Source organism: Desulfitobacterium hafniense DCB-2 (assembly GCF_000021925.1).
Taxonomy (GTDB): domain Bacteria; phylum Bacillota; class Desulfitobacteriia; order Desulfitobacteriales; family Desulfitobacteriaceae; genus Desulfitobacterium; species Desulfitobacterium hafniense.
In genome coordinates, this window is record NC_011830.1 from 4,903,687 (window position 1) to 4,928,995 (window position 25,309).

Sequence of the window (25,309 nt, forward strand, 5' to 3'; positions counted from 1 at the left end):
GCATATCCTTTATTTCTTCAGACCTTATATTCATGAATTCTATCCTTGACGATAAATGATTCCGAATCCCCCTTGAGGATACTCCCAGGAGATGGCCTTTTTGCCACAGATGATCCGGCAGGTTCCGCACTCCAGGCAACCTGCCCATTCCACTGTAATCTGGTCGTTTTGTTCGCTGTAAAGCCCCGCCGGACAAGCGGTAAGGCAGCTTTTTTCTCGGCAGGTCCGGCAGACCTGCTGATCGATCCGGATATGAGGCTCTCCTTCATTCACTTCAAATTTGTTCAGAGACAATTTATCTGCCAAACTTAATTTCTTCATAGGGCCCGCACCCCCTTGATACCGTCCCGGGCCAGGTCTAGCCAGGATATTCCGCTTTCCTGCACAGAGCCCAGGACCGATTTCCAAAGATGTTCTTTGGGGCTGAGATCGTGGTTATAAATTCTGCCGAACAAGTGGTTGGCCAGAGGAGCATAGTTTTTATAGAGCCGGTCTGTTTCCATAAAATCCACGGCTTTGGCGTAGAGTTTCAAATCTTTCATGATAAAGCCTTCATCCAATTTGCGCTGATAGGAGCTTAAAGCTGCGGCGCTGTAATCTCCTCGTTCTTTGGCTTCAAGGACAGCTTCCGCCGCCGCCATTCCCGAACCTATGGCCAGGTCCATGCCCCTGATGACCAGACCACTGTTGATGGTAAACCCGGCGGCATCTCCCACAATCAGCATCCCATCCGTATGAAGCTGGGAGGGAACCATATGCACACCGCCTTCTGCCGTCAGATGGGCCCCGTATTCCGTCATGGTTCCATCCTTGACCAGGGGCGCAACCAGGGGATGCCGGAGCAGATCATCCAGGACTTCAAAGGGCTTTACCTTTTCTTTGACCAAGTCATCCAGGCGCATGACTACGCCGATGGACAGGCTTTCCCGATTGGTATAAAAGAAGCCGCCGCCGGCCACACCATGAGTGGCGTCGCCCAGCATGGCATAAGCCGTTCCTTCATTCCCCTCCAGTCTGAAGCGCTCTTCAATTGCTTGCTGAGGAAGCTCTATCAAAGCCTTGGCTCCCACCGCCAGGTGAGCCGGCTCAATCTCTCCCCGCAGACCGGCCTCCTGAGCAATGAAGGAGTTGATGCCGTCGGCTGCGATGACCACGTCAGCCAGCATCTCTTCATCGCCGGTGGTAATTCCGGTAATTCTGCCCCCTTCTTTCAGCACCTTGTCAACTTTAACTCCTGTTACGATCATGGCTCCCGCTTCTTCAGCTTTTTCCGCCAGCCAGCGGTCAAATTTTGCTCTTAAAACCGTGACCGCATTGTAAGGGGGCTTGGCCAGTTCCTGATCTTTGTATTCGATGTTAACGTAATCTGTGGGGGTCATCAGGGTGGTAAGGTAGTTGGTAATATAGCGTTCAATAGGCGCTTCTTCCCAGAAGTCAGGAATAAGCTGATCCAAAATCCGGCTGTACAGCACGCCTCCGCTCAGATTCTTGCTTCCGGGATAATCTCCCCGTTCCACTACCACAACTTCCATTCCGGCCTTGGCCAGCTTGTAAGCCGCACTCAGCCCCGCCAGACCCGCGCCGATGATGATCACTTCATATTTGTCTGCGCTCATTGTTTCACCTAATTCTCATAATTTATCGATTCGCTTTGATCAGACTGCTCAGGACGGGAAGAATCTTATAAAGGTCGCCGACGATGCCGTAATCAGCCTGCTGGAAGATCGGAGCTGCTTTGTCTTTGTTGATGGCAATGATCGTTTTGGCTTGATTAGCCCCTACCATGTGCTGGACTTGTCCGGATATCCCTACGGCAAAGTAAATCTCCGGCTTGAGCATAGCTCCGGATACGCCGATGTATCTTTCTCTGGCCATCCAATTGACCCCTTCGGCAATGGGGCGGGAGCAGCCAACTTCTGCACCGATTAAGCCGGCCAATTCTTCTGCCATTTTCAGGTCGGCCTGTTCAGCAAAGCCACGTCCCACGCCCAGTACCCGTTTGGCAGCGTTAAGATTGACTTCCGCTCCTGCTTTGCTCTTCTTCTCCAGGCACTTTACAGATACCGCCGGCTCCCTGAACTCCACTTCCACAATCTCACCGTGAGAGCCCCTCTCCTCAGCGGGAACGCTGAAAACCCCCGGTCCTACCGTGGTGATGGTGGTGGGTCCGAAAGCTCTTTCCTCCCGGAATGCGGCACCTCCATAGACCATATGCTTGATCTGAATATCACCCTGGACAATTGTAATTTCTGCCGCATCCACGATGACACTGGTGCCCAGGCCTGCCGCCAGGCGTCCGGCCATGTGTTTGCCTCTGCGGCTGGGCTGCACCAGTAAAAGATCGGGAATTTCTTTTTTCAGCAGTTCGCCGATGGTTGTCGTATAGTCTTCCAGCATTCTTCCCTGATCCGGGCTGCCCAGCCAATAGACTTTGTCCGCTCCATAAGCCGCTGCTTTTTCCGCTTCTTCCCGGCTCCCCCACACTAAAGCCGCTACTTCTTCTCCTAACTGACGTCCGCCGGCACACAGCTGGGCCAGTGCATCGGTTTTTTCCGCCAATACCCATACTTTTTTAACCTGACTCATTCTTTTCACCCTCTCCTATAAAAGTTCCTTACGAATGTTCTCGAACAGCTTTTGAATGACTTCTTCCGATTCTCCTTCCAGAATCAGCTGCTTGCGCTCCACTTGTTCCGGGGCCAGAGTACTGAGTACTTGAGTCTTATTCTCCGCCTGCTGAAGTTCGAGAGCCGACAGATCCCATTGGGTCACCGGTTTCTTACCGGCAGCTAAAATATTCTTCATACTGGGGATACGGGGGAGATTGATATCCGTAGTGACGGAGATGACTGCCGGCAGGGGGATTTCCAACACTTCGACTTCGTTTTCCAGAGTACGCTCAGCTATAATTGTGTTGTCCTGGAGGGTGATTTTGCTTATACCGTTGATGCAGGAAAGATTGAGAAGTTCACCCAGCTGGGCTCCTACCTGTTGAGCATAAAGGTCGCCGGAGCCTTCCCCGCAGAGAATCAGATCACAGGCTCCGATTTTGCGGATGGCAGCGGCCAGAGTTTGAGCCGTCAGATGGGTATCGGCATTTTCCAGCTTGGAATCTACTACCAAGTAAAGCTCTTCCGGTCCTCTGGAGAGGACTCCTTTCTTTAGTTTGGAATTCTCCAAGGGCTGAGCACCCACGCTTAAGGCGGAGATCCGACCGCCAAGATCTTCGGCAATCCGGACTCCCGCTTCAACAGCGTTCAGGTCATATTGTCCGATCTTCCATTCTGCTCTGGCAAAGGAAAGGCTCCGATCCTGAAGAACAACGATATCCTGCTCTTCAGGAACAACTTTATAACACGCGATAATATTCATGTTTTCACCTCATTTTTGTTCTTACCATTTTTTCCTGATGGTTTCCTGGGCATAAAGTCCGTCAATTTCTTCCTGGCTATAGCCTAGCTCCGCTAAGATGTCTTCGTTATCCATGCCATACGTGGGACCGCCCCGGAAGATCCGGCCGGGGTTGTTTTTGAATTTAGGAACGGTGTTGATTCCCTTCACTACTTTATCGCTGTTAGGGTCATACCATTCGGCAAAGGTGTCTCTGGCTTGATAATGTGAGTTTTTGCTCATCATTTCGTAGGTCATGATCACGCTGCAGGGGACCTGAATCCTATTGAGGATATCCGCTGCTTCTTCTGCCGTATGGCTCTGAAAAAAGTTTTGGGCCGCCTTGACGAATTTCTCCGCCCTTGCTCCGTCGCTTTTCTGCATGGTTCCGTGAGGTTCGGCGAAATCCGGATCGTCAGCCAATCCCCATAGCTCCTCAACCCGCTTGAATACTCCTTGACCGCCAAAGCCGGTCACCACCCAATGACCGTCTTTACACTGCTGGACATTGGCTAAAGCAACCAGGGGGGTTCCGTAAGAGCCCAGCCGGGGAGCTTGTTTGCCATGATTGAGCCCATCCATAAGGGCGTTGGCCTGAATACGGGCCATGACTTCAAACTGGGCAATATCGATGCTCTCCCCCACCCCTGTATTCCAGGCGCGAAACAGAGCGGCCGTTATGGACCAGGCGGTAAATAAGGCTGTGACATAGTCACAGGTATAAGGTTTGGCAGCATAAGGGGGGGCCGGATCGGGCATGCCATTGATGGCCATATAGCCGCTGAAAGCCTGACCGATGGTATCAAAGGAGGCCCGGGATACATACTCTTGATCCCCAGTCTGTCCGAATCCCGAGACATGGGCAATGACCAGTTGGGGGTTGGCCTGCCAGAGCACCTCGTCGGTAAGCCCCCATTTTTCCCATGTACCTCCTTTTGAGGACTCGATAAGAATATGGCTCTCTTTAATGAGCTTGAACAGTACTTCCCGGCCTTGTTCCGAAACAATATTCAAGGCCATTGTCCGGTTGTTTCTGTGTTCCACCGTCCAAGTGTCTCCCTGCCTGCGCAACATATCCGGCATCAATGTGCTTTCTATCTGGATCACATCGGCTCCCTGCTCTGCTAATAGGGTACTGGCAAAGGGACCGGCAATATTGGTTCCAGTGCTTAAGACTTTGACTCCATGCAAATTTCCGAACTGAGGAATTTCCTTTCTTTTCACCTTTGTCTCTCCTTTCTGATCAAGTAGTTAAGAGGCCTGTTGGCTTGCTCTCCTCCAAAATACTTTGTGCATCTTTAGATTAAGCAAAAACCATGCCAATAAAAAAAGGTACAAAAACCGGTTTTTCAAGCGGTTTTTGTACCTTTTTGTTCTTATTCCACCCACAGAAGGAACACTTGGAACGGAGCATGTGCGCAAACACATGTTACACTTTTCTCTTTTATTTTTTATTTCCTTGAACAGGCTGCACCTTGAGTTGAATATTATGCTTCAGCAATCTTCTGTATAAGGTATTGCGGGCAATATTCAAGGCTTTGGCTGTTTGAGCGACATTGCCCCCATGCTGTTCCAGCATGTGCAGGATATAGTCCTTTTCACTGAGCTCCTCTGCTTCAGTTCCGGGGTTATCAGCAGGCTGGGGAGAAGGGGGTTCAAGAGTTTGAAAAATCTGCTTAGGCAGAACATCCGGTGTGATGGTGTCACCCGCGGTCATCACGACAGCCTTCTCCATGACATTTTTTAACTCCCTGACATTGCCTGGCCAAACATGGCGGTCAAGGGTCTCCATAGTTGCTTCGTCGATCTTTTTGGGCAGGATATTGAACTGCTTGCATAATTCGGCCACAAAGAACTGGGCAAGCATGGGGATATCCTCTTTTCTCTCCCGAAGGGGAGGGATATTTATTTCAATCACATTGAGCCGGTAATATAGATCTTCGCGAAAAAGTCCCTGTCCCACCAGGTCGTACATATTCTTATTGGTGGCGGCGATAATCCTCACATCCACAGGTTTGGGATAATTGGAGTTTATTTTGGTCACGGTGCGTTCCTGCAAAAATCGCAAAAGGCTGACCTGCATATCCATAGGCATTTCACCGATCTCATCCAAAAAGAGGGTTCCTTTGTGAGCATGTTCGAATTTTCCTACGGAACCGCCGGATCTGGCCCCGGTAAACGCTCCCCCTACATAGCCAAACAACTCGCTTTGCAGCAGTTCTCTGGGAATGGCGCCGCAATTGACGGCGACAAAGTTGCCCTGCCGCTGACTTAACCTATGAATCGTCCGGGCGAGAACTTCCTTTCCCGTTCCCGTCTCACCAAGCAGCAAAACACTGGAGGGAAAAGGACTGGTCCTGCTCACCAATTCCTTGATTTTCTTCCATTCCTCACCCTTTCCCAGAAACTCAACCTCTTGAGAGTGATTGTTGAGTAAATAGCTGGAGACCGGCTGCTCCGGGTTAACCGGCCCTCCGTGAGCAGGCAGGCCCGGGTCCAGCAGCAGCACCCGCCGGTACCGCCCTAGTGCAAGCTCAAGGCTATTTTTACGGATCAGTTCCATGGACCGGATTGCCCCGCCCTGACTGTCATGAAGCTTAAATCTTATCTTCTGGGGAGGCTTTGGTTGTCCGGAATCGTCCCTTGTTAAATAAGCCGAGTCTCTTTTATCAATAAGCACCTCTTCTATGGGCCGGTTCAGCCATTGCTCTTCCTGTCCGCATCCCAATTCCTGGCAGGCGACTTTATTGGCCGCGGCTATCCTGTTCTCCTCATCAAGAAAGATCAGGGCCCAGGAGGAGCAGTCTATTAACTCCCGCCAGGGCTGGAAGTTTTCCGCGAGGTTTTGTCCGTCCCTTTCAAGCAATAAGCTCTCAATCAGTTTTCCCGCAGCAATGATCACTTCAAGGGCTTCTTGGGGAAGCGCCCCGAAAGGGCTGGTGGCATTGATCGCGCCAATGAGTTCCTTATTCACCACAATGGGCGCACACACGCTTGAGTACGGATGGGAAATCACCCGATATTTCTCATACCCGTCAATCCGCACAGGAACTTTCTCCTGCAGGGCAATGGTCAGGGCACCGTTGCCACAGGTGGCTTCTTCAATATAGGTGCCCAGAGTTCTGGGGTAAGATTTCAGAGGGGTGATTAAATCAAAAACAAAACCTTTCCCATCGCAAATGGATATGTTGCAATGAAGCATTGCAAACAGAAGCTCCATGACCGGCCTGATCCGAACGAGCAAGGAGTTATATTCACGCCGTTTTTCTTTTAAGAGTGTATCTGAGCATTTAGGATAGTCCGAAGACCATGGATCCAACCCGTAGCTTAAACAACGCTGCCAAGACCTTGCAATAATCGGCCGGACTTTATCTTCCAGTATAATTCCGCGAGATATAAAGGTTTGCCACGCTAAAAGCACATCTTCCTGGGTTTTCTCCGACATTGCCTACACCTTCTTTGCCAAGCTAAATATTTGTTCGCCGTTTAACAAGTCTCTTACTGTAGATTCTACACTAAACTCTTGTTGTTTAAAATAGCGTTCGGAATTTTACTCTGCGCAAAACATTGGACCATTGACGAAACGGCGGTTTCCTAATATTAAGCCTAAGGTTAAAAAAGAGCCGTCATAAACGGCTCCAGGCGTAAACAATGCTGTTGCCAAGAAGTTAAAACAAGACAAGGCTTACATAGGATACAGTATTGACACCATTGTTATAAGGTATGCAGCAATGCTTCACTAAGGATGTGACATCGATTCCATAAGCCTCTACTGAAGCCACCGCCTGCTCAGGAAGCCGGCATTCCTGGCCGTCGAGAATAGAGCAGCGGCTGCAGACCGGACATGGGCCAATGCCTAGGGACAGAAAGTCCGTGATCAGATTGTTTTCCCTGACCCATCCTAAAAATGTTCTCAGAATTCTGTTTTGCTCGGCCATTCCTTCCTGCATCCCTTCAAAATCAAAGGAATCCTCCAGCTGATGCACGGTCTGGAATAGTATACCTTGTTTATACTGGAGAGCTTTTTCTTTTAGCTCTGCAAAGTCCCCCACATTAGGGGGACACATCCAGTTCTTTTGGTAGTTGCCGCATACATTTTGCTCGCATTGCTCGCGAAAGTCAGGATTAAAGGGAATATCCCGGGTATCAATATGGGCGCTATGGTTAACGCCAAGGGTTTCTAAATAGCCTAACATTTTCGTGATTTCCGGATTCATAATTCACCCCTTCCCATACAGTGTCGGAGGATGCTTCTGATAGTGAAAAGCAAGCCCCCGAAGACAAGCTTCGAAGGCTTTTATACTAAACTTCATTGTCTTTTTAGAACATTTTCTTGCTCAGTTTATCGATTTCTTCACTGACGCAATCATAAACACCGGGGAAGGAGCTGAAGCCCAGACCTTGAGTTAAGCAAGGAATGAAGTAATGCTTCCCGCAGTTGGTACAAGCCCGCTCAGCTTCTCTGGCGGCAATTTCCCGGGTCCAGGTTGGGAAGTCCACCACTCCGCTGTCGATGTCACCCATGAAGCTGATCTTACCGCCATACTGCTTAATCAGCTCAGGTGTGTTATTGGTGGTCATGACTCCTTGCCAAATATCAATTCCCATTTCGATCATGAAGGGTACCAGATTGGCCGCATAGCAATCGCTATGGTGAACAATCAGTTCAACCCCGTTTTGCTTATAGAAGCTGTAGATCTTTTTGTAAGCAGGGAGATAGAATTCCTCGAACATAGCCGGTGAAATGAAGGAGCTCTTTTGGCTGCCCCAGTCGTCATGGTGGAAAAGTGCGTCCGGTTTGAGGCGGCGGCAAATGATTTCAGCCAGTTTCAATTCATATTCAGTGAGGTAGTCGATAAGCTCATGCATCAGCTCGGGTTCCTCATACAATGCCATTAAAGCATCTTCCATGCTCATGAGATGGTGGCACATTTCAAACACACCGGGAGCGACAAAAGCTGTGACATATTTTTCATTGCGGTCGATACTGTTGGCATGCTCCACGGCAGCTGCCCAGGCTTCATCGGTATCAGGAATTTCAGGAGCTTTTACTTGTTCTCTCCACTTGGTGATATCTTTAAGGACTTTATGCTCTTCATCATGGACAGGAAATTGACCGATTTGACCTTCCGGCCATCTAAAGGTGATACCCCAGCCTGTTTTGATGGATCCTCCGGGAGGAGCCATGAAATCCACAGGATTTTCCAGAATGATGTCCATAAACTCATATTGATTAACGAACCGATCAGGATTGCCACCGCGAATGGTTTCCAACAAGTTTTGTTTAATTGTCAACATAGTATCCCGCCTCCCTATTCTATTCAACATTTAATCCTTAAGCATGAGCCAATTCTTTGGCTTTAACTGCAGCTCCGCCTGCGTCGGGAGCAAAGCCATCGGCACCGATCTCATCAGCCATGGCCTGGGATACCGGAGCTCCGCCGACGATGACCTTAAATCCGGTCAAACCGCTGTTCTTAAGAGACTGAACTGTTTCTTTCATAGCAGGCATGGTGGTGGTCAGCAGACCTGAGCAGGCTACGATCTTGACATTGTCATTTTCTCTGACAGCATCAACAAATTTTTCTGCGGATACATCGACTCCCAGATCCACGACATTAAAGCCAACGCTCTCCAGCATCATCGCTACCAGGTTTTTGCCGATATCATGCAAGTCTCCTGCTACGGTGCCGATTACACAGGTTCCTAAAGAAGTGGCGCTTTCCCCGGTGAGGTGGGGCTTCAGAACATCCACACCCTTGGACATGGCTTTGGCCGCCATGAGCATTTCCGGTACGAAAAGCTCTCCGGCGGAAAATTTATCCCCTACGACACCCATGGAATCAATCATCCCGGCCAGGATATCTCCTGCTGCATTGCCTGCATCCAGGGCTTCCTGAACGAGACCTGGAACGAGTTTCGCTTTCCCTGCTTCTACCATAGCTTTAACTTCTGCGATTTTAGACATTATAATTCCCCCTTATTTTAATTAAATATGTTCATTCGGACATGATTTATTTCTGTCCGAATTTACCTTCCCGGTAGGCTCCGATGTATTCCATGCAATATTCGTCCTGGCCAAGGAGTGCTTCTGTAGCAAAGATCATGCCCATCAGGTCCTGTTTGGTGGGATCGACGATAGCACTGTCCATCCCTGCGCCCATCGCCAAGACGATAAAGGCCTGATTGACCAGTCTGCGAATCGGCAGGTTAAAGGAGATATTGCTGGCTCCGCCGGTGATATGAATCTTAGGATATTGAGCTTTGATCTCCTTAATGACTTCCATAATGGCCAGGATGCCATCCTCGGAGGTGCAAAGCATTTGCACCAAGGGGTCAATGTGCAAACGTGACGGGGCAATATTGTATTGTTTGGCTTTAGCCATAAGAGTGCCGAAAACTTCCAGACGCTTTTCCGTATCTTGAGGAATTCCTGTGTCATCACACAAAAGAGCGACACATTCCCATTTCGTATCGGCGATGATGGGGAAGATCACTTCAACCTTGTCTCCCTCCATAGATACGGAATTAATCAGTCCCGGCTTGTTGCAGAATTTAATGGCTTCAGCAATCACGTTGGCGTTGGGGCTGTCTATAGCAATAGGAATATCGGAAACCTCTTGTACCAAATCAATAAGCCACTTCAGGGTTTCCAGTTCGATGTCATTATCTACGGAAGCGCAGACATCAAGGAAATTGACACCTGCTTCCGATTGTACTTTCGCCAGATTGCGAATAAAGTCTGCATCTTTAGCGGCAATGGCTTTAGCTACAGATGGAATCGCCCCATTAATTTTTTCACCAATGAGTATCATTAGAATCAACCTCCGTTTTACTTTTTGTATTGACAAATTCCCTGGTATTGGATAAGTTCTTGTCTCGTTGCTCAGGCCATTTGTTCAGCTGTATGAGGACCAAAAGGGTGAGATCTCCTTTTATAGTTCAGTTGTCTATACAACCTAACATTTATTTATATTCGCTGTTCAACCCAATAATCCTTTTATACTTTTTTGAATTTTATAATATTTATTTTCTTTTCTTGCTAATTATTCGACATTATGTCCTATTATCCCCCTTTTTATTTAATACAACTCGCAGAATACTGTCTGTAGGTTTACGGGCCAAACATACAAAAAGCTCCATAAAAATCATTGATTCTTACGGAGCCGCTCCTAAATTATTCTGGCTATCTGCGCTTTGATCTCTGCTATCTCTTCTTCCAGCTCTTCTCGAAGCATGATTAATTCCGGCTTCACGGAATGAGCAGGCCAGCGCTTGAGGAGATCGTCAAGCTCACCCTGAAGATGGGCTAATCGATGGGTGAGTGCGAAAAGCAATGGCTCCATGCATGCAAACCTCCATACATTCCTCACATTCATTACATTGCTCTGGATGGACAACAGGGAGGTGGGCAACCATTTTGATCGCTTCATTAGGGCAAGCTCTTAGACAACGCTGGCAACCATGGCAAAGCTTCTCCAGTATAAATGCTGCCATCATACCCCTCCTTTTCTTTTTGGCCGGGCATCCCTGCTATTTCCCGGATACCGTTGCAAAGGGCCAATGGATAATACCACCGATATTTTTCACCTTGACATAACCTAGTTTAGATAAGATTCTGACGGCAGCGGCGCTCCGATTGCCGCTCCGGCAGTACACCAGAATCTCTTTATTTTTATCGGGCAGCCTTTTCGGCGCCTGGGCTTTCAAACTGTTCAACGGCATCAACAGACTTTTGGGGATGTGCCGTTCCCTGTATTCTTCCTCGCTTCTCACATCCAGAAGAATGATTCCTTTGGTGGTGTCCAGGAGCCTTTTTGCTTCATCAGGACTTATTTTAAATTTTTTATCGCGGTGGCTCCTCACGAGCATCCAGGCACCCATCAAGACACCCAGGACAATTAAGCCCAAATATTGTTCCATCCATTCCCCTCCAATACCCCCTATGGGTATACTAAGTATAAAGCTTTGCTTTTTAATTGTCAATGATTCCGCCTGGGTCGTGATCGAAAAGAAATGCTGTGATAAAAAATAAAAGCTCGTGCAAACATTACGCCGCGCACGGGCTATTCTATCAGGCACTATTCATCCTCTGTTAAACAACCGGCTCCCATCTTTTATAAAATGCGCGTGTGCACTCGATGAAAGTGCTTTCAGCATGGGTCAATTTGCGCCGTGGATATGCCATATAAAAATTGACGGGCGCATCAAAATCGCTGACTTTTAAGGGAGCCCACAAGGCGTTTTCCACATAAAGATCGCGATAAGCAAAGCTTGAGGGAAGACAGGTGATGGCTTTATCGCTGACGACCATACTCTTCAGACTTTCCCGGTCGCTGAAATTATACAAACCGGAGCTGATGAGGGACAATTTGGGGTGATTAAGATACCCTGCCAAGATGTCTTGGTCACAAATCGGCGTAGCTACAGGATAGTGTTCCAAAACCTCTTTTATGGTCAATGACCCTTGTCCGTGAAGGGGGCTTTTGCAGCTGGCAAACACACAGAATTTATCTTCATAGAGCAATTCAATATCGAACTCCGCCTGATCGATGGCACTTAACCATGAATTGTTGAAAATTCCAATCGACCTGTTTGAACGTGTTAAAGCCGTAAAAATTTTTTCCGGACGAGTTTCATGGACATAAATCGGTGCAGCGGGCATGGACTTACGGTAATCTTCAATGATCTCCAAAATTGCACTGTTGCTTACCGCGGGAGCAACCGCTAAATGGATTTCCTGACGGGATTGATGTTTACCCGATAGTCTGTATAACTCATCAACCTGGTCAAGAATCAACCCGGAGATTTTAAGGACTTCCTGACCTGCCAGGGTCAATTTTGCCCCCGCTTTGGAACGGACAAATATATCAACACCCAATTCGTCCTCCAAGCTATTGATGGCATTGGTCAGGCAGGGCTGGGTCACGTGAAGCCTTCTCGCCGCTTCAACTAAAGACTTACAGTTGGCGACCTCCTTAACATATTCCAGCTGTTCAATACGCATGTCCATCACCATTCCAAACCTAAATCGGATTTTTTTATCGGCGACTATCAACAATAGAATTCTTACAGCGCTATTGTACCCTGGCAACTCCATAGAGAAGGTTTGCACTTTCACTTTTCTGCTGATATTATACTGCAGCCCTTTACTATGCACAACCCTTAGCCGGAGTCCTGTTTGACGCTTAAAGATACAAGCGGGATAACCAGAAGAGCCTTAAGGAAAACATCAAACTGACCTTAGGGCTCTTTTCCTTGGAAATCTGCTTATTACCGCACGACTATCGTTGTGCAATGAGCGTGAGTCAACACTTTAAGACTGATGCTGCCAAGAAAGAATCGGGATAGGGTATTCATTCCCCGACTTCCGATGACTATTTCTGTGGCACCAATTTTTTCTGCTTCTTCACAAATAATTTCCGCCGGGTCCCCCGTCCGGATACTTGTTGTAAAGGTAATTCCCGTGTCTTTAAACTTTTCGATGGCCTGTGCCATAATCTCTTCAGCCTCGGACACCAGCTCTTTTTCCATTTCAATAGCATCGTATATTACCCGGGTTGAATAAGAAGTCACGGATTCCCTTACATGAATAATTTCTACTTCAGCATTATTATGTTGAGCCATGATCAATGCGTAATCCGCTGCCTTAAGAGAGTTTTCGGAACCATCAAAAGCTAGTAATATCTTTTTAAGCATCTAATCACTCCTTTTTATTTTTAATATAAATATAACACATTCAACTGAAAATTTCCCTTAAAACCCTTCCGTCGCCATGGGTAAAATCTACTCCTAACATGGCTCCTAAAGTCGGAGCTATATCGACCATTTCGAGGGGACCCAAGGGGTGATTCTTTTTTATTCCGGGACCTGAGGCGATAAAATTGCAGCGATAGCCTTCCCGATCCGGCAAGTAACCATGAGTGGCATACTTTTTGTTCATAGCCTCTAAATCCAGAAGAACCGGCGCCTCAAGCCTGTCATCAAAGCAGTATCCCCTCCTGGCCTCCACCATAGTGGTTATGGATGGCTCCACATGCAGATCCTCCAGCTCATTTCTGAGAAGAATTTTCTCAATGCCATACTGTTCTGCTTTTAAGGCCTTTTCTAATACTGCCAGGGCCAGGGCTTCAGCCTCCTGATCCCCTTCTTTAATATGGAGGTAAGCCCCTCCCCCTGCGCTCTGCAGATAAGCCCGCCACTGCATTTTGCCTCCTTCTTCGGAGATCAGCCCCTGTTCCAGCAAGAGACGGTTGAGGCGGACTTTATAGCAGACATCCAATTGACCATGATCCCCGATCACCATCATCACTGTATTATCCTGAATACCGGCTTCCTCCACTGCCCGGCGGATGCCGCCCAGTCTCCCATCCATACGGATGATGGCCTCCCTTACTTCCTTGCTGTCCGTCCCGTATCTATGCTTGGCATCATCCAGCTCTATGAGGTGCACCAGCAGCAGATTGGGGGTTTTTCTCCTGATGGTATCCACAGCACACCGGGTTGTAAAGTCATCCAAATAGGGCTGTTCTACCCCCCGGCGACAGCGTCCATGGCGCAACTCCATACCTATACAGAACAAGGGGCTGCCATTCTTCAACACCTTAACAGCCTGATTTTCCCCGCGAACAGCGTGTACTTCAGGCATATTATACTTGAGAGAGGATTTCCCCGAAACAGGCCATAAAAGTCCGGCTGCCGTCAGGTTATGCTCCTTCACGGCATCGTAAATCGTCGGGACTTTAATGGCATCCCGAAACCAGAACCACTCCTGATCCTTCTCCGGAATAAAGGGCTGAAAGGGGTTATTGTGAAAGATACCGTGTTTATCAGGATAAACACCGGTCACCATGGTGGTATGTACGGTGTAGGTCAGGGTTGGGTAGACACTTTTCAGCTTTGTGCTGTAGGCACCGTTTTGAAGCAGCTTTTCAAGGTTAGGCAGAGATTGGGCCAGCTCCCAATTCCCTTCGGAAAAAGCGTCATAAGAGATGACGATGACATGCATTGTATCACCCTTTTTTCATTAAGCTGTTCCTCTTCTTTGGGTCCAGTCTAACGGAAAGTTGCCCAAAATGCAAAGGACCTCCTGCTCAGGTCTATCCAAAAGCAGGAGGTCTTGCCCGTCATAACCGCTGTTTTCCTTGATGTACAAGAATTTTGCCTGTAAACAAACGATAAGACAGGGGTTTATATTCCATGCTTAAGGCTTGGGAGCGGCAGATATTAAGGCACCTTCGGCAGCCGACACATTTCAGAGGTTCATAGATCAGGGTTAACTGTTTACCCTTTTCCTTGTTCGTTAAAGCTCCCTGAGGGCAAACCGCCGCGCATTCGCCACATTCTCTGCACCCTTCACTTACCTCCAAGGCCGGCAGGGGGAGTGCTCCAATGGCAGACTTTCGGGATAGCCAAACTTCCCTCAGGAATTGCCGTGCCTTGGGAATAGGATAGGCTTCATCGGAAGTGATCCCCGGCAGCATGGCTTCAAGTTTTTCACGGCCGATGTCCCGCCAGCCCTTCCCCCCGCTCCGGGCTTGAACCGATGTGATCTCCCCGCCCGGTGCACTTCCTCCGTCATCGGGGGCGACTTTAAGCCTGAGCGCCGGATGATCCGGCCATGAAGTGTGGATCTCCTTAAAAACCTGTACACTCACTGCGCAGGCTTTTTTATCCGGGCATGCTGCACATACTCCGGTGACGAGGGTCACTTCCTTCTCTCCGGCAGCTATCAACAAGGCCAGCCACGAATCCCGGTCGAGAATCCCCAGACAGGGAATCTCATGGCCGGCGTTCATGGCCTGGGGACAGTTCAGCACGATCTTCTCCGCCCCCAGCATAAACTCATGAAGCTTGGAGGTGCTGTAGTAGATAAAACCATCACTGGGACAAACGGCCATGCAGATCCCGCATTCTGTGCAGCGCTGGCTATTGAGTTCACGATATAGGGAAATAGCTTGATGGGGGCAGGAGTCGACGCATAACCGGCACAGCTTAACATAGGGTTTTTTGGTGTTGAGGCAGTTATGGTGATGATGGACCATTTGACAAGTATACATAACCAAGACACCTCTTTGAAGGGATTATTTGCCGGCCTGGCGCTCGATGTGACTGGGCGGAACCGCTCTTCTCTTCGCAGCGCCGGTCTTCGCCCCTTTTGCGGCCACGGCTTCCGATTCATGATGTCCGAGAATATTGAAGTTTTCGGCGATGAACAAATAGGCTAAGCAAGCGATGGAAACCAAACCGAGGCTGACGATAACCTCTGTCCAGGCGGGGAAATAATGACCGCCGTGTTGGTTCAGATAGCTGCCCATTCCCGTGAACAAGACATCAAACCGATTCATGACTACCCCGGCCACAGTGAGGATGCCAAATCCAATCAGCCCTTTGCGGGTGCCGGACAGGGAACTGAAGGCGATAATGATGGGCAGGATGCAGCCTAAAATCAGTTCAGCAAGGAACATGATGCTGGGCAGATCAAAGGCCAAAACATGGGCAAAGGTGCCTCTTACCGACATATCGGCAATCTTTAAGATCACATATAAGATCATGGCCCCGCCGGATATTCTGACCAACCCCTGCAGGACGGAGGTATCCACCTGATGATTGAGGGCCTTCCCGGCCAGACTGCTTTCGATAATGATCATGCCTGCTCCCACGAAAAATGAGGATAACAGGAAGAACAGCGGCAAAAGGGGCGACCACCAAAGAACATTTACTTTGCCCACCATGATATAAAAGAGTTGGCCCAGTGAGGATTGGTGCAGTGTGGGCAGGGTAATGCCGATGATCAGCAGCACGGGCATGGCTTTTTTCAGGTATTTATGGGCCCCTTTGAACACTTTCTCGGTGGCTACTTCACTGAACTCCAGGACCTGAATCAGGGTATAGCAGGAGATGCACCAGAAGACTTCAAACAAGACGCTGGCATGACCCCAGGAGACATAAGGTCTCCAGAAGAAGAACCATTGCCCTACTTCAATCAATAGCCCCAGGACGACAACGATATAACCTAACAATGAGGTCACCATGGCGCTTCTGGCGATGGGGTAAAATTTATCCCGGCGCAGCACATAGACGATGAGAGCGGTTCCGTAGCCGCCTCCGGCCAGGGCCACCCCTAACAGAACATCAAAAGAAATCCATAATCCCCATGGCCACTGGTCGTTGAGGTTGGTGGTGGCCCCCAGTCCCGCGATGAACCTCACGATGATGACTGCTATCGCCGCGGCGGCGATGGCCATAAACACCCATCGCATGGGGGTCATTCTAAATGTCCACCGGGTACTTTTCTCCCCGGCCTTATTTTTAAATGTAGTAATCACTTCCATAGCCGATACTTCCCTCCATTCTTTTGGACTTTATCAATCCAGCGGTTCTTTGTTTTTGTTATTAATGAAAAACAATCCGGCTAAAACAGCCGCCCAGCTGACCCCGATAATCGGTGTGGCTTTCATATATCCTTCGGTATAAGAGGGCAGGGGCTCGGTGGTGACATCTGTTCTGAATCTCATCTCTTCCAGGGGGGTGTCGGAAATATAAAGCCAGGAGGTTCCCCCTGCTTCCTTCTCCCCAAAGATTTTGTCTATATAACCCTTTTCCTGGATTCTCTTTTTGGCTTCTGCCAGCAATTCATCCCTCTCCCCGAAGGTCAAGGCTCCTGTGGGGCAGACTGAGGAACAGGCCGGTTCCATATTATTGGCCACTCTGGTCGGGCACATCTGGCATTTCCTGATGCCGGGAACGGCTTTTTTCCATTCATATCTCAGCATATCAAAAGGGCAGGCCATCATGCAGTAGCGGCAGCCGACACACAGGCTCTGATCATAGATGACCGGTCCTTCGGGAAGCTTCTGAATGGCCTTGGAGAAACATGCTGAAGCACAGGCGGGCTCTTCACAGTGAAAACACTGGGTTTTGACATATCTGCGCAGGTCGGTGCCGTCCTTCTGCAGGTTATACCGGTTGATGGATGTCCATTCTTCAGGCCAGAGACCATGGTTAGGCTCCACCGCCCGATCTAAGGCTGTTTTGTTTTTTTCCTGTTGATCCCATTCAAGTTCATTCCATAATTTACAAGCTACTGAACACCCTTCACAACCAATACATTTGGGTATATCGACAAGGACTCCCTTTGCCATAGCTGCCACCTCCTAAACTTCATACTCATGGCTTTGGGGTTTCTTAGCGTCAAACTCTTCAGCCCTGGAAATATAATGGGTATGCAATAGTTCTTCTGCTTTCTCACTCAAGGGCGAAGTTAAGAACTCGGCATAGACTTGCTTAATCTGCGGATTATCATGACTGTTGCGCAGCTTTGCCTGGGCATCGATCTTATATAAGGATGCGGCCCGGGTGTTGCGCACCCCGTCTGAAGGAGGAGCCGATGACCGGGGCTGTCCGCCGCCGTATTGGCAGCCGCCGGGGCAGGCCATGACTTCGATGAAGGTCCAGGGAGAGTTCCCTGCTTTCACTTGTTCCATGATGGCTCTGGCATTATCCAGGCCGGAAATGACTGCAATCCTGATCTCACCGGCACCGGGAATAGAAACTGCCGCTTCTTTGACCCCTTCCATGCCCCGTACCGGAGTTAGTTGCCAAAGCGCGGCAGGGGGCTGTTCTCCTGTGACCAGATAGTAGGCGGAGCGGACGGCCGCTTCCATAACGCCGCCGGTGGTCCCGAAGATCGCCCCGGCTCCGGTTGCCACACCCATCAGCTGATCATACTCTTCATCGGGAAGAGAGGGCAGATCGATCCCCGCTCTCTTGATCATGCGGGCCAGCTCTCTGGTGGTAAGGACCACATCCACATCAGGGGAAACCTGCTCATCCTGCCAATAGGTTTGAGCGGAAATCATTTCCGGGCGCTGACATTCAAATTTCTTGGCTGTGCAAGGCATGATGGCCACCGAGAAGATCTTCTGGGGCTCGACATGGTTCTTTTCCGCAAAATAAGTCTTAACCAAAGCTCCGGCCATCTGCTGGGGAGACTTGGCTGATGATAAATTGGGAAGGAGTTCAGGGTAATAATACTCGACAAATTTGACCCACCCCGGGCAGCAGGAGGTGAACTGGGGAAGAGGATGGTGCAATTCTCCTGTAATACGCTTAACCAGTTCTGTGCCTTCTTCCATAATGGTCAGATCCGCCGCGAAGTTCGTATCAAAAATCACGTCAAAGCCTAATTTTCGCAAAGCGGCGACTTGTTTGCCCTGGACATTGGTTCCCACAGGCAGCCCGAATTCTTCCCCCAAGCCAATACGAGTGGCCGGCGCAGTCTGCACCACCACAGTGATCTTGGGATCGGCGAGAGCCTTGGCTACTTGATCAATATCCTCCCGCTCGGAGATTGCTCCGGAGGGGCACCAGTGGATACACTGCCCGCAATTGATGCAGGGAATTTCGTTTTTAAGGGGCAGTTCGTAGTTCCCATACACGGATTGGATGGTTTTACATACTTCGATGCATTGCCCGCAGAGAATGCACTTTTGGTCATCTCTCCTCAGGGCAGGGTTTTCCGGATCAATGGGTACACGGCCGCGCACATTGGTGGGCCAGCCCCCCGGTTCATTGTATTGGGTCGGCATCCAGCCCTCACCGCCCACCGCACTGGCCGGGGTGAGGGGTTGGCCGCAACCTGTTAAGCTCAGGGAGGCACCGGCGATACCTGCCCCCCCGGCAAATTTAAGGAAGGAGCGTCTGGACAGATTGCTTCCCTTTCCTGCCTTACTTTCCATGTCTACTACCACCTTTTTAGTATGTCTTTTGCATGATTGCTGTTGAAATCCAGACTGAAACGGGTGCTTTAATTGCATCATCAATAATTGCAGTTCATAGTATTTAATAAATTTAAGAATTTTCTTTCATTAGTATAAGAACCCACTTGCACTTACAAGGGTATTTCTTTATAATTTTCAGAACTAATCTTGATGCTCCTTTCCAATAGGGTAGTTCGAACTGGCAAATATGTGGTTTCAGTGATTCATCCTAATTAAAATTCAACATTTTTCTCTTTTTTCCTTCTAAAAATCATAAAATAGTCTAATATTTTCAAAACATCCCACAACTCAGTTTATTATTTTTAAAATAAAAAACATCCACTTGGCAGTGGATGTCGTTAGGGATTATTGTAAATTATACTTTATTCATTGGTGAGAATTTCCCTGAGCATGGTATTGACCACACCTGGATTAGCCTGCCCTTTGGTGGCTTTCATGACCTGGCCGACTAAAAAGCCGATGGCCTGTTCCTTGCCGGCCTGGAAATCCTCCACCGATTTGGGATTCCTGGCGATGACTTCCGTAAGGATCTGGGTTAACTGTCCGGCGTCGGAAATCTGAACCAAACCCTTCTCTTTGACGATTTCCTCTGGTTCTTTACCCTCCTTAAACATCAGCTCGAAAACCTCTTTGCCGATTTTATTGCTGATGGTCCCCTTCTTGATCAGCTCAAGCAGCTTGGCCAACCCGTCAGGAGTAACCTTAGCCTCACTCAGTTCCATAGCCTGAGCATTCAAGAGCCGCAGGAGCTCCCCCATCATCCAGTTGCTGATTAATTTAGCGTCGGGAAATTTCTCCAGGGTCGCGGCAAAGAACTCGGCCAATGCCAGGGAACTGGTGATGATTCCCGCGTCATAGGCCGGCAGCCCATGCTCTTCCATAAGCCGCTTCCGGCGGGCATCGGGCAATTCGGGAAGGGTGGCTCTGACCTCCTCGATCCACTGCGGGGTCAGCTGGATATGGGGGAGTTCAGGATCGATGAAACATCTGTAGTCCGGGTTCTCCTTATTGCGCATGGCTAAGGTGATCCCCTTGTTCTCGTCCCATCCCCGTGTTTCCTGAATCACGGCATCCCCGTCTTCCAGAACAGCCATCTGCCTTGCCACTTCATACTCGATAGCCCGCTGCACAGCCCGGAAGGAATTCATATTTTTAATCTCTGTTTTGGTGCCCAGGGCGGTGGTCCCTGCCGGACGCACGGAGACATTGGCATCACAGCGCAGAGAACCCTGCTCCATCTTCACATCGGAAACACCGGTGTATTCCAGGATGGCCTTAAGCTTCTCAAGATAGGCTTTAGCCTCTGCCCCGGAACGAATTTCCGGCTCGGATACGATCTCAATAAGGGGGATGCCGGAGCGGTTATAGTCCACACAGGAGGAATGAGAGGTGGTTATGGAGCCGCCTGAGTGCACCAGCTTGCCCGGATCTTCTTCCAGATGAGCCCTGGTAATGTGAATGCGTTTAGGCCGGCCATCCACTTCGATATCCAGATACCCCTTAGCGGCGATGGGCCGGAATACCTGGGAAATCTGATAGCCTTTAGGCAGGTCGGGATAATAGTAGTTTTTCCTGTCAAACCAGGTCGTGAGGCCGATTTGGCAATTTAAAGCGAGTCCGGCCTTCACAGCCAGCTCAACGACTTTCTTATTTAAAACCCCTGTGCTGCCGGGCAGCCCCAGGCAAACGGGACACACTTGGGTATTGGGCTCCTGACCGAATTCAGTAGCACAACCGCAAAACAATTTGGACTGGGTTTTTAACTCGACATGAACCTCTAACCCAATCACTGCTTCATATGTACTCATTTTGACCCCCTATTAATCATTTTTGATCGGCTGGATTAGGTTGCGGACGGGTTTGGTCCGTATTCTGCTCCAAGGTATAGGCAACCCTCAGCAATGTTTGCTCATCAAAATGGCGGCCTATCAGCTGCAGGCCTACGGGCATCCCCTCGCTTAGTCCATAGGGCAGGGACAGGGCCGGCAGACCGGCCAGATTCGCCGGCAGGGTGCAACGATGGGAATGGACCAGGGTCAAGGGCTCCCCTGCCAGGTCGCTCTTTTGTGGAGCTGTGGTCAGGGTGGCCGGAGTCAAGAGGCAATCCACTTGTTCAAAGGCCTGAGCAAAGTCCTGGCTGTTGAGGGTCCGGACCTTAAGGGCCTGGGTATAATAGTCATCATAGTGAGCCGAACTGAGCACATGGGTACCCAGCATGATGCTTCGTTTCACTGCGGAGCCAAACCCCTGGCCGCGGGTCTTCATAAACATGTTCTGCACATCTTCCCCTTCCACCCGCAAACCATAGCGCACTCCATCATAACGGGCTAAGTTGGAGCTGGCTTCGGCGCAGGCAAGGGCATAATGGGCTGCGGCGGCGACTTCCGTATGGGGTAGCGTTACCTCAACACAGCGGGCACCCAATTCCTCCAGTTTCGTGATCGCTTCCTGGAGCCTGGCGGCCACTCCGGGGGATACTCCTGCTGCAAAATATTCTTTCGGCAACCCTATTTTCAGGCCCTTAATATCGTTGCTATCGTTGCTGAGGCTCTCTCTGAAATCGGGCACCTCCAGCAAAGCCGATGTGGAATCCCCGGCATCATGACCGCAAATCGTCTTTAAGATCAGGGCCAAATCCTTAAGATCCCGGGCAAAGGGTCCGATCTGGTCTAAAGAAGAGGCGTAGGAGATCAGACCGGTTCTCGGAACATAGCCGTAAGTAGGCTTAAGCCCTATAACTCCGCAAAAAGCCGCCGGCTGGCGGATATCCCCTCCGGTGTCCGAACCCAGGGCAAAAGCCGCTTCCCCCGCAGCCACGGCGGCAGCCGCTCCCCCGCCGGAACCTCCGGGTACTGCCCTGAGATCAAAGGGATTCCTGGTGTCATGACATGCGGAATGCCCGGTGGAAGAGCCCATGCCAAACTCATCCAGATTGGCTTTTCCGATCAATACAGAGCCTGCTTTTTTTAATCTGCCCATGACAGTGGCATCGGCAGGAGGGATATAATGGCTAAGCATCCGGGATGCGCAGGTTGTCTTCACCCCCGCCGTACAAATATTGTCTTGAACGGCCATGGGAATACCGGCCAGAGCAGAGAGCTCTTCTCCCCCCAGCCGCTGCTCATCAACAAGCCTGGCCTGGGCTAAAGCTTCCTCCCCGGTAACCGTCACAAAGGCTTGAAGCTCATGGTCTTTTTGCCGGATCCGTTCCAAATAAGCCTGAGTCAATTCCAGGCTGCTGACCTCCTTGTCCGCCAGGAGTTGGCTGAGCTGATGAACGGTTAATGTATGAAGTTGCATGAAAAACCTCCTGTCTATAGTATACGGGGTACTTTAAAAGCCCCATCCTCTTCCTCAGGTGCATTGGCGAAAACCAGTTCCCTAGCCAGACCGGGCTGGGCTTTGTCTTCCCGAAACAGGTTGATCATGGGCAGCACCCGCTCCGCCGCTTCTACGGCAGTTGTGTCAGCTTGTTTTAACAGGTCCAGATAGCTTAAGCTTTCCTGAAGGGACCTGGTATAGGCGGTCTTTTCTTCGTCGGTCAGTTCCAGGCGGCTCACGAAGGCCAACCTTTCCACATCTTTTGGGGTTATTTTCATCGGTTCACATCCTTTTCCATGGGGTTCATGCCTGAATCAGCATTTTATAGGCCGATTTACAGCGCAATTCACCTTCATCTTACCTTTTTCGCTATAATTTACCTTTCAACTCAACAATTCAACAAATGACTTATAACTCCTTCTCTTGGGCAAAATTCGTTGCAGAGCCCAGAAAAAGCCGGCTGAGCTCCTGCCGCTTCACCCATATTGCGTCACCTTGCTTAGATGGGAAAATAAGAGTATAGTATAGTCAATTTAAGGTGGTGAATTTATGAAAAGCAGCTGGACGGATACGTTTAAAACCATAGGCTTGCTCACCGCGGCAACCTTGTTTTCCATGGGGCTGCGCGCTTTGGCCATCGGTGAACAGAATGTCATTATGGTCTATATCTTGTCTGTCTTCATTATTTCAAGAACAACCAATGGCTATATTTACGGCAGTGTGGGGTCTGCTTTAAGCGTTCTTCTATTCAATTTCTTTTTCACCACTCCTTACTATACTTTTCATGTTATACAGGCCGATTATCCGGTTACCCTGCTGATTATGCTGCTTGTGGCATCCCTCACCAGCGCCTTGACCATCCGCGCCGGGTCTCAGGCCCAGCTTGCCCTGGAAAGAGAGCACCGCACCGAGCTTTTATATGAAATAAGCAAGCAGCTTCTTGTCACCAGGGGACTGGATAAGATCATCCATTTAATCAATCACTATATGATCAAGCTTTTTGAGCGATCCGCAATTTTTTACGCCCAGGATCCGGGAACTTCCCAAGGTGTTCTGAGACAATCCCCGGCTGAAGCCGATGCTTCCTTTATGCTGGCCGAGGATGAGCGGGCCGTGGCCCAATGGGCCTTCTTACATAAGGCCCAGGCAGGATTAGGCTCAGACACCCCCATGGATTCCCAGGGGTTTTATGTACCGGTTATTGCCCAGGGTAAGGTGCTTGGGGTAATCGGCTTATCCTGCGCTCAAGGGGAGCTTAATACAGCCGGCCGTTCCCTGCTCCAGGTGATCACCTCCCAGGTAGCGCTGGCTCTGGAAAGGCAGCATTTATCGGATGAACAAAGAAGGCTGTTTGTGGAATCGGAAAAAGAAAAAATGAGAAGCAACCTGCTGCGGGCTATTTCTCACGACCTCCGCACCCCTCTGACCGCTATTCTGGGAGCAAGCTCCGCCCTTCTGGAAAATCGTCAAACTCTGGATGAACCAACTCAGCAGCAATTGCTGGCCAATATTAAAGAGGATTCACAATGGCTGATCAGAATGGTGGAGAACCTGCTGTCCGTGACGCGCATCAGAGAGGGGACGATGAATGTGGCCAAGACAGCCGAGGCTGCTGAGGAGATTGTCGCGGCAGCTGTCAGCCGCATCAGAAAGCGGTTTCCTCAGCAAAGGATCAAGGTTGACGTACCGGCGGAGCTGCTGCTGGTCCCCATGGATGGCACCTTAATTGAGCAGGTTCTGATCAATCTGATCGAAAACGCCATTAAGCATTCCCCGGAAAACGCCGCCATTGAGGTCAATGTAAAAAAGCTTGAGAAGGAGGCCCTGTTTGAAGTCATCGATTATGGAACCGGCATCCCGGAGCAGAATTTCCCTTACCTTTTTGAGAGCTATGTTCCCAACGGTAAGCGCAGCGCCGACTCAGCAAGGGGAATGGGCATCGGCTTATCCATCTGCATGTCCATAGTCAAAGCCCATCATGGTAAAATGGAAGCTGCCAATAAAAAAGCGGGCGGCGCCACATTCCGGTTTACACTGCCTTTGGAGGGGACTGACCTTGAACAATAAACCTTTACTATTAATTGTTGAGGATGATGAGAAAATCAGCAACTTTATTGCGGCCACCTTAACCGCCAATGATTATAAGGTCATCAGGGCGGCGAAAGGCAAGGATGCCCTTTCCCTGACTTCCTCCTATAGTCCGGATTTGATTTTGCTCGATCTGGGTTTGCCGGATCTGGATGGCACCGAGGTTTTGAAATCACTGCGGCAATGGACGGGGATACCCATTGTGGTGGTCTCAGCACGGGGCAATGAACAGGAAAAGGTGGAAGCTCTTGATCTGGGCGCGGACGACTATATCACCAAACCTTTTGGAACTTTGGAGCTGCTGGCCAGAATCAGAACTGCCATCCGGCATAGTCAGAAGAATTTAATGATGAGCCCCGGGGAGCAGGAAAAAGTAACAGTGGGACATCTTGAGATCGATTATCAGAAAAGGCGTATTCTACTTGATGGCCAGGAGGTCCATTTTACCCCCATTGAATATAAGATCATGGTTCTGCTGGCCAGAAATATCGGCAAGGTCCTCACCCATGATTTTATCATGAAAGAAGTATGGGGGCCCTATACCAATGAAATCCAGGCACTGCGGGTCAACATGGCCAATATCCGCAGAAAGATCGAGCAGAACCCGGGAGAGCCCCGCTATATTGTTACCGAAGTCGGCGTCGGCTATCGCATGATGGAAGACTAGTGCTCTGCAACATTTATAACCCGCCTTGAACGGCTGAAATCTATAATTATTCTTTGCTTAA

General features: G+C 49.6%; 25 protein-coding genes. 2 read left to right on the top strand and 23 right to left on the bottom strand.

The genetic code is table 11. The features are described from left to right. Positions 1 to 39: 39 nt before the first annotated feature. The 23 genes from DHAF_RS22980 to gatC form a co-directional block, all read right to left on the bottom strand. Positions 40 to 321: a ferredoxin family protein gene (locus DHAF_RS22980; RefSeq protein WP_015945339.1), complete on the bottom strand. Its 282-nt coding sequence runs from the start codon at positions 319 to 321 to the stop codon at positions 40 to 42. Then, the gene (locus tag DHAF_RS22985; protein WP_015945340.1) at positions 318 to 1,616 is read right to left on the bottom strand and encodes an FAD-dependent oxidoreductase; all 1,299 of its coding nucleotides are present in this window, start codon (positions 1,614 to 1,616) and stop codon (positions 318 to 320) included. The genes DHAF_RS22980 and DHAF_RS22985 overlap by 4 nt, the downstream gene beginning before the upstream one ends. Positions 1,617 to 1,638: 22 nt before the next feature. Further along, positions 1,639 to 2,586, bottom strand: a complete 948-nt coding sequence (locus DHAF_RS22990; protein WP_015945341.1) for an FAD-binding protein — start codon at positions 2,584 to 2,586, stop codon at positions 1,639 to 1,641. Between the two features lie 15 nt (positions 2,587 to 2,601). Then, positions 2,602 to 3,372, bottom strand: coding sequence for an electron transfer flavoprotein (locus DHAF_RS22995; RefSeq protein WP_015945342.1), 771 nt, complete (start codon positions 3,370 to 3,372; stop codon positions 2,602 to 2,604). Positions 3,373 to 3,393: 21 nt separating this feature from the next. Continuing rightward, positions 3,394 to 4,614, bottom strand: a complete 1,221-nt coding sequence (locus DHAF_RS23000; RefSeq protein WP_015945343.1) for a CoA transferase — start codon at positions 4,612 to 4,614, stop codon at positions 3,394 to 3,396. A 220-nt stretch (positions 4,615 to 4,834) separates the two neighbouring features. Beyond that, the gene (locus tag DHAF_RS23005; RefSeq protein WP_015945344.1) at positions 4,835 to 6,835 is read right to left on the bottom strand and encodes a sigma-54-dependent Fis family transcriptional regulator; all 2,001 of its coding nucleotides are present in this window, start codon (positions 6,833 to 6,835) and stop codon (positions 4,835 to 4,837) included. A 223-nt stretch (positions 6,836 to 7,058) separates the two neighbouring features. Next, positions 7,059 to 7,607, bottom strand: coding sequence for a DUF2284 domain-containing protein (locus DHAF_RS23010; protein ID WP_015945345.1), 549 nt, complete (start codon positions 7,605 to 7,607; stop codon positions 7,059 to 7,061). A 103-nt stretch (positions 7,608 to 7,710) separates the two neighbouring features. Then, positions 7,711 to 8,688, bottom strand: coding sequence for a uroporphyrinogen decarboxylase family protein (locus tag DHAF_RS23015; protein ID WP_005815867.1), 978 nt, complete (start codon positions 8,686 to 8,688; stop codon positions 7,711 to 7,713). A 37-nt stretch (positions 8,689 to 8,725) separates the two neighbouring features. Then, a complete protein-coding gene (locus DHAF_RS23020) occupies positions 8,726 to 9,358 on the bottom strand; it encodes a corrinoid protein (protein ID WP_005815869.1) in 633 nt (210 codons plus the stop codon). 46 nt (positions 9,359 to 9,404) lie between these two features. Next, the gene (locus DHAF_RS23025; protein ID WP_015945346.1) at positions 9,405 to 10,205 is read right to left on the bottom strand and encodes a methyltetrahydrofolate cobalamin methyltransferase; all 801 of its coding nucleotides are present in this window, start codon (positions 10,203 to 10,205) and stop codon (positions 9,405 to 9,407) included. A 357-nt stretch (positions 10,206 to 10,562) separates the two neighbouring features. Next, positions 10,563 to 10,736 (bottom strand): hypothetical protein, encoded by a 174-nt coding sequence (locus DHAF_RS23030; RefSeq protein ID WP_015945347.1) that lies wholly within the window; start codon positions 10,734 to 10,736, stop codon positions 10,563 to 10,565. Then, entirely contained in the window at positions 10,684 to 10,890 is a 207-nt protein-coding gene (locus tag DHAF_RS25475; protein ID WP_306316178.1) for a DUF362 domain-containing protein, read from the bottom strand. Before DHAF_RS25475 ends, DHAF_RS23030 begins: the two co-directional genes overlap by 53 nt. A gap of 33 nt (positions 10,891 to 10,923) precedes the next feature. After that, the gene (locus DHAF_RS23035) at positions 10,924 to 11,313 is read right to left on the bottom strand and encodes a rhodanese-like domain-containing protein (protein ID WP_015945348.1); all 390 of its coding nucleotides are present in this window, start codon (positions 11,311 to 11,313) and stop codon (positions 10,924 to 10,926) included. Between the two features lie 172 nt (positions 11,314 to 11,485). Beyond that, positions 11,486 to 12,397, bottom strand: a complete 912-nt coding sequence (locus tag DHAF_RS23040) for a LysR family transcriptional regulator (protein WP_011462055.1) — start codon at positions 12,395 to 12,397, stop codon at positions 11,486 to 11,488. Between the two features lie 266 nt (positions 12,398 to 12,663). Next, a complete protein-coding gene (locus DHAF_RS23045) occupies positions 12,664 to 13,089 on the bottom strand; it encodes a universal stress protein (RefSeq protein ID WP_005815877.1) in 426 nt (141 codons plus the stop codon). A gap of 40 nt (positions 13,090 to 13,129) precedes the next feature. Continuing rightward, the gene (locus DHAF_RS23050) at positions 13,130 to 14,398 is read right to left on the bottom strand and encodes an alkaline phosphatase family protein (RefSeq protein ID WP_015945350.1); all 1,269 of its coding nucleotides are present in this window, start codon (positions 14,396 to 14,398) and stop codon (positions 13,130 to 13,132) included. A gap of 118 nt (positions 14,399 to 14,516) precedes the next feature. Continuing rightward, on the bottom strand, positions 14,517 to 15,449 hold the full coding sequence (locus DHAF_RS23055; RefSeq protein ID WP_015945351.1) for a 4Fe-4S dicluster domain-containing protein: 933 nt from the start codon (positions 15,447 to 15,449) through the stop codon (positions 14,517 to 14,519). A 24-nt stretch (positions 15,450 to 15,473) separates the two neighbouring features. Then, on the bottom strand, positions 15,474 to 16,724 hold the full coding sequence (gene nrfD / locus DHAF_RS23060) for an NrfD/PsrC family molybdoenzyme membrane anchor subunit (protein ID WP_005815882.1): 1,251 nt from the start codon (positions 16,722 to 16,724) through the stop codon (positions 15,474 to 15,476). 33 nt (positions 16,725 to 16,757) lie between these two features. Continuing rightward, complete coding sequence (locus DHAF_RS23065) at positions 16,758 to 17,534, bottom strand: 4Fe-4S dicluster domain-containing protein (RefSeq protein WP_005815883.1); 777 nt, start codon at positions 17,532 to 17,534, stop codon at positions 16,758 to 16,760. 12 nt (positions 17,535 to 17,546) lie between these two features. Further along, the gene (locus DHAF_RS23070) at positions 17,547 to 19,130 is read right to left on the bottom strand and encodes a [FeFe] hydrogenase, group A (RefSeq protein WP_015945352.1); all 1,584 of its coding nucleotides are present in this window, start codon (positions 19,128 to 19,130) and stop codon (positions 17,547 to 17,549) included. A gap of 404 nt (positions 19,131 to 19,534) precedes the next feature. After that, positions 19,535 to 20,980, bottom strand: a complete 1,446-nt coding sequence (gene gatB, locus DHAF_RS23075; RefSeq protein ID WP_015945353.1) for an Asp-tRNA(Asn)/Glu-tRNA(Gln) amidotransferase subunit GatB — start codon at positions 20,978 to 20,980, stop codon at positions 19,535 to 19,537. 16 nt (positions 20,981 to 20,996) lie between these two features. After that, positions 20,997 to 22,472, bottom strand: a complete 1,476-nt coding sequence (gene gatA, locus DHAF_RS23080; protein WP_015945354.1) for an Asp-tRNA(Asn)/Glu-tRNA(Gln) amidotransferase subunit GatA — start codon at positions 22,470 to 22,472, stop codon at positions 20,997 to 20,999. A 14-nt stretch (positions 22,473 to 22,486) separates the two neighbouring features. After that, positions 22,487 to 22,771: an Asp-tRNA(Asn)/Glu-tRNA(Gln) amidotransferase subunit GatC gene (gatC, locus tag DHAF_RS23085; protein WP_005815936.1), complete on the bottom strand. Its 285-nt coding sequence runs from the start codon at positions 22,769 to 22,771 to the stop codon at positions 22,487 to 22,489. A 271-nt stretch (positions 22,772 to 23,042) separates the two neighbouring features. Between gatC and DHAF_RS23090 the strand changes: the two genes are divergently transcribed. After that, positions 23,043 to 24,560 carry a DUF4118 domain-containing protein gene (locus DHAF_RS23090; protein ID WP_015945355.1) on the top strand — a complete coding sequence of 506 codons (1,518 nt, stop codon included), beginning with the start codon at positions 23,043 to 23,045 and terminating at the stop codon, positions 24,558 to 24,560. Continuing rightward, positions 24,550 to 25,248, top strand: a complete 699-nt coding sequence (locus tag DHAF_RS23095; protein WP_015945356.1) for a response regulator — start codon at positions 24,550 to 24,552, stop codon at positions 25,246 to 25,248. Before DHAF_RS23090 ends, DHAF_RS23095 begins: the two co-directional genes overlap by 11 nt. Positions 25,249 to 25,309: the final 61 nt, after the last annotated feature.

Bases quoted from the DNA above. Each gene is read 5' to 3' on its own strand.
- DHAF_RS22980 (WP_015945339.1), bottom strand. From the start codon at position 321: ATGAAGAAATTAAGTTTGGCAGATAAATTGTCTCTGAACAAATTTGAA.
- DHAF_RS22985 (WP_015945340.1), bottom strand. From the start codon at position 1,616: ATGAGCGCAGACAAATATGAAGTGATCATCATCGGCGCGGGTCTGGCG.
- DHAF_RS22990 (WP_015945341.1), bottom strand. From the start codon at position 2,586: ATGAGTCAGGTTAAAAAAGTATGGGTATTGGCGGAAAAAACCGATGCA.
- DHAF_RS22995 (WP_015945342.1), bottom strand. From the start codon at position 3,372: ATGAATATTATCGCGTGTTATAAAGTTGTTCCTGAAGAGCAGGATATC.
- DHAF_RS23005 (WP_015945344.1), bottom strand. From the start codon at position 6,835: ATGTCGGAGAAAACCCAGGAAGATGTGCTTTTAGCGTGGCAAACCTTT.
- DHAF_RS23010 (WP_015945345.1), bottom strand. From the start codon at position 7,607: ATGAATCCGGAAATCACGAAAATGTTAGGCTATTTAGAAACCCTTGGC.
- DHAF_RS23015 (WP_005815867.1), bottom strand. From the start codon at position 8,688: ATGTTGACAATTAAACAAAACTTGTTGGAAACCATTCGCGGTGGCAAT.
- DHAF_RS23020 (WP_005815869.1), bottom strand. From the start codon at position 9,358: ATGTCTAAAATCGCAGAAGTTAAAGCTATGGTAGAAGCAGGGAAAGCG.
- DHAF_RS23025 (WP_015945346.1), bottom strand. From the start codon at position 10,205: ATGATACTCATTGGTGAAAAAATTAATGGGGCGATTCCATCTGTAGCT.
- DHAF_RS23030 (WP_015945347.1), bottom strand. From the start codon at position 10,736: ATGGAGCCATTGCTTTTCGCACTCACCCATCGATTAGCCCATCTTCAG.
- DHAF_RS25475 (WP_306316178.1), bottom strand. From the start codon at position 10,890: ATGATGGCAGCATTTATACTGGAGAAGCTTTGCCATGGTTGCCAGCGT.
- DHAF_RS23035 (WP_015945348.1), bottom strand. From the start codon at position 11,313: ATGGAACAATATTTGGGCTTAATTGTCCTGGGTGTCTTGATGGGTGCC.
- DHAF_RS23040 (WP_011462055.1), bottom strand. From the start codon at position 12,397: ATGCGTATTGAACAGCTGGAATATGTTAAGGAGGTCGCCAACTGTAAG.
- DHAF_RS23045 (WP_005815877.1), bottom strand. From the start codon at position 13,089: ATGCTTAAAAAGATATTACTAGCTTTTGATGGTTCCGAAAACTCTCTT.
- DHAF_RS23050 (WP_015945350.1), bottom strand. From the start codon at position 14,398: ATGCATGTCATCGTCATCTCTTATGACGCTTTTTCCGAAGGGAATTGG.
- DHAF_RS23055 (WP_015945351.1), bottom strand. From the start codon at position 15,449: ATGTATACTTGTCAAATGGTCCATCATCACCATAACTGCCTCAACACC.
- nrfD (WP_005815882.1), bottom strand. From the start codon at position 16,724: ATGGAAGTGATTACTACATTTAAAAATAAGGCCGGGGAGAAAAGTACC.
- DHAF_RS23065 (WP_005815883.1), bottom strand. From the start codon at position 17,534: ATGGCAAAGGGAGTCCTTGTCGATATACCCAAATGTATTGGTTGTGAA.
- DHAF_RS23070 (WP_015945352.1), bottom strand. From the start codon at position 19,130: ATGGAAAGTAAGGCAGGAAAGGGAAGCAATCTGTCCAGACGCTCCTTC.
- gatB (WP_015945353.1), bottom strand. From the start codon at position 20,980: ATGAGTACATATGAAGCAGTGATTGGGTTAGAGGTTCATGTCGAGTTA.
- gatA (WP_015945354.1), bottom strand. From the start codon at position 22,472: ATGCAACTTCATACATTAACCGTTCATCAGCTCAGCCAACTCCTGGCG.
- gatC (WP_005815936.1), bottom strand. From the start codon at position 22,771: ATGAAAATAACCCCAAAAGATGTGGAAAGGTTGGCCTTCGTGAGCCGC.
- DHAF_RS23090 (WP_015945355.1), top strand. From the start codon at position 23,043: ATGAAAAGCAGCTGGACGGATACGTTTAAAACCATAGGCTTGCTCACC.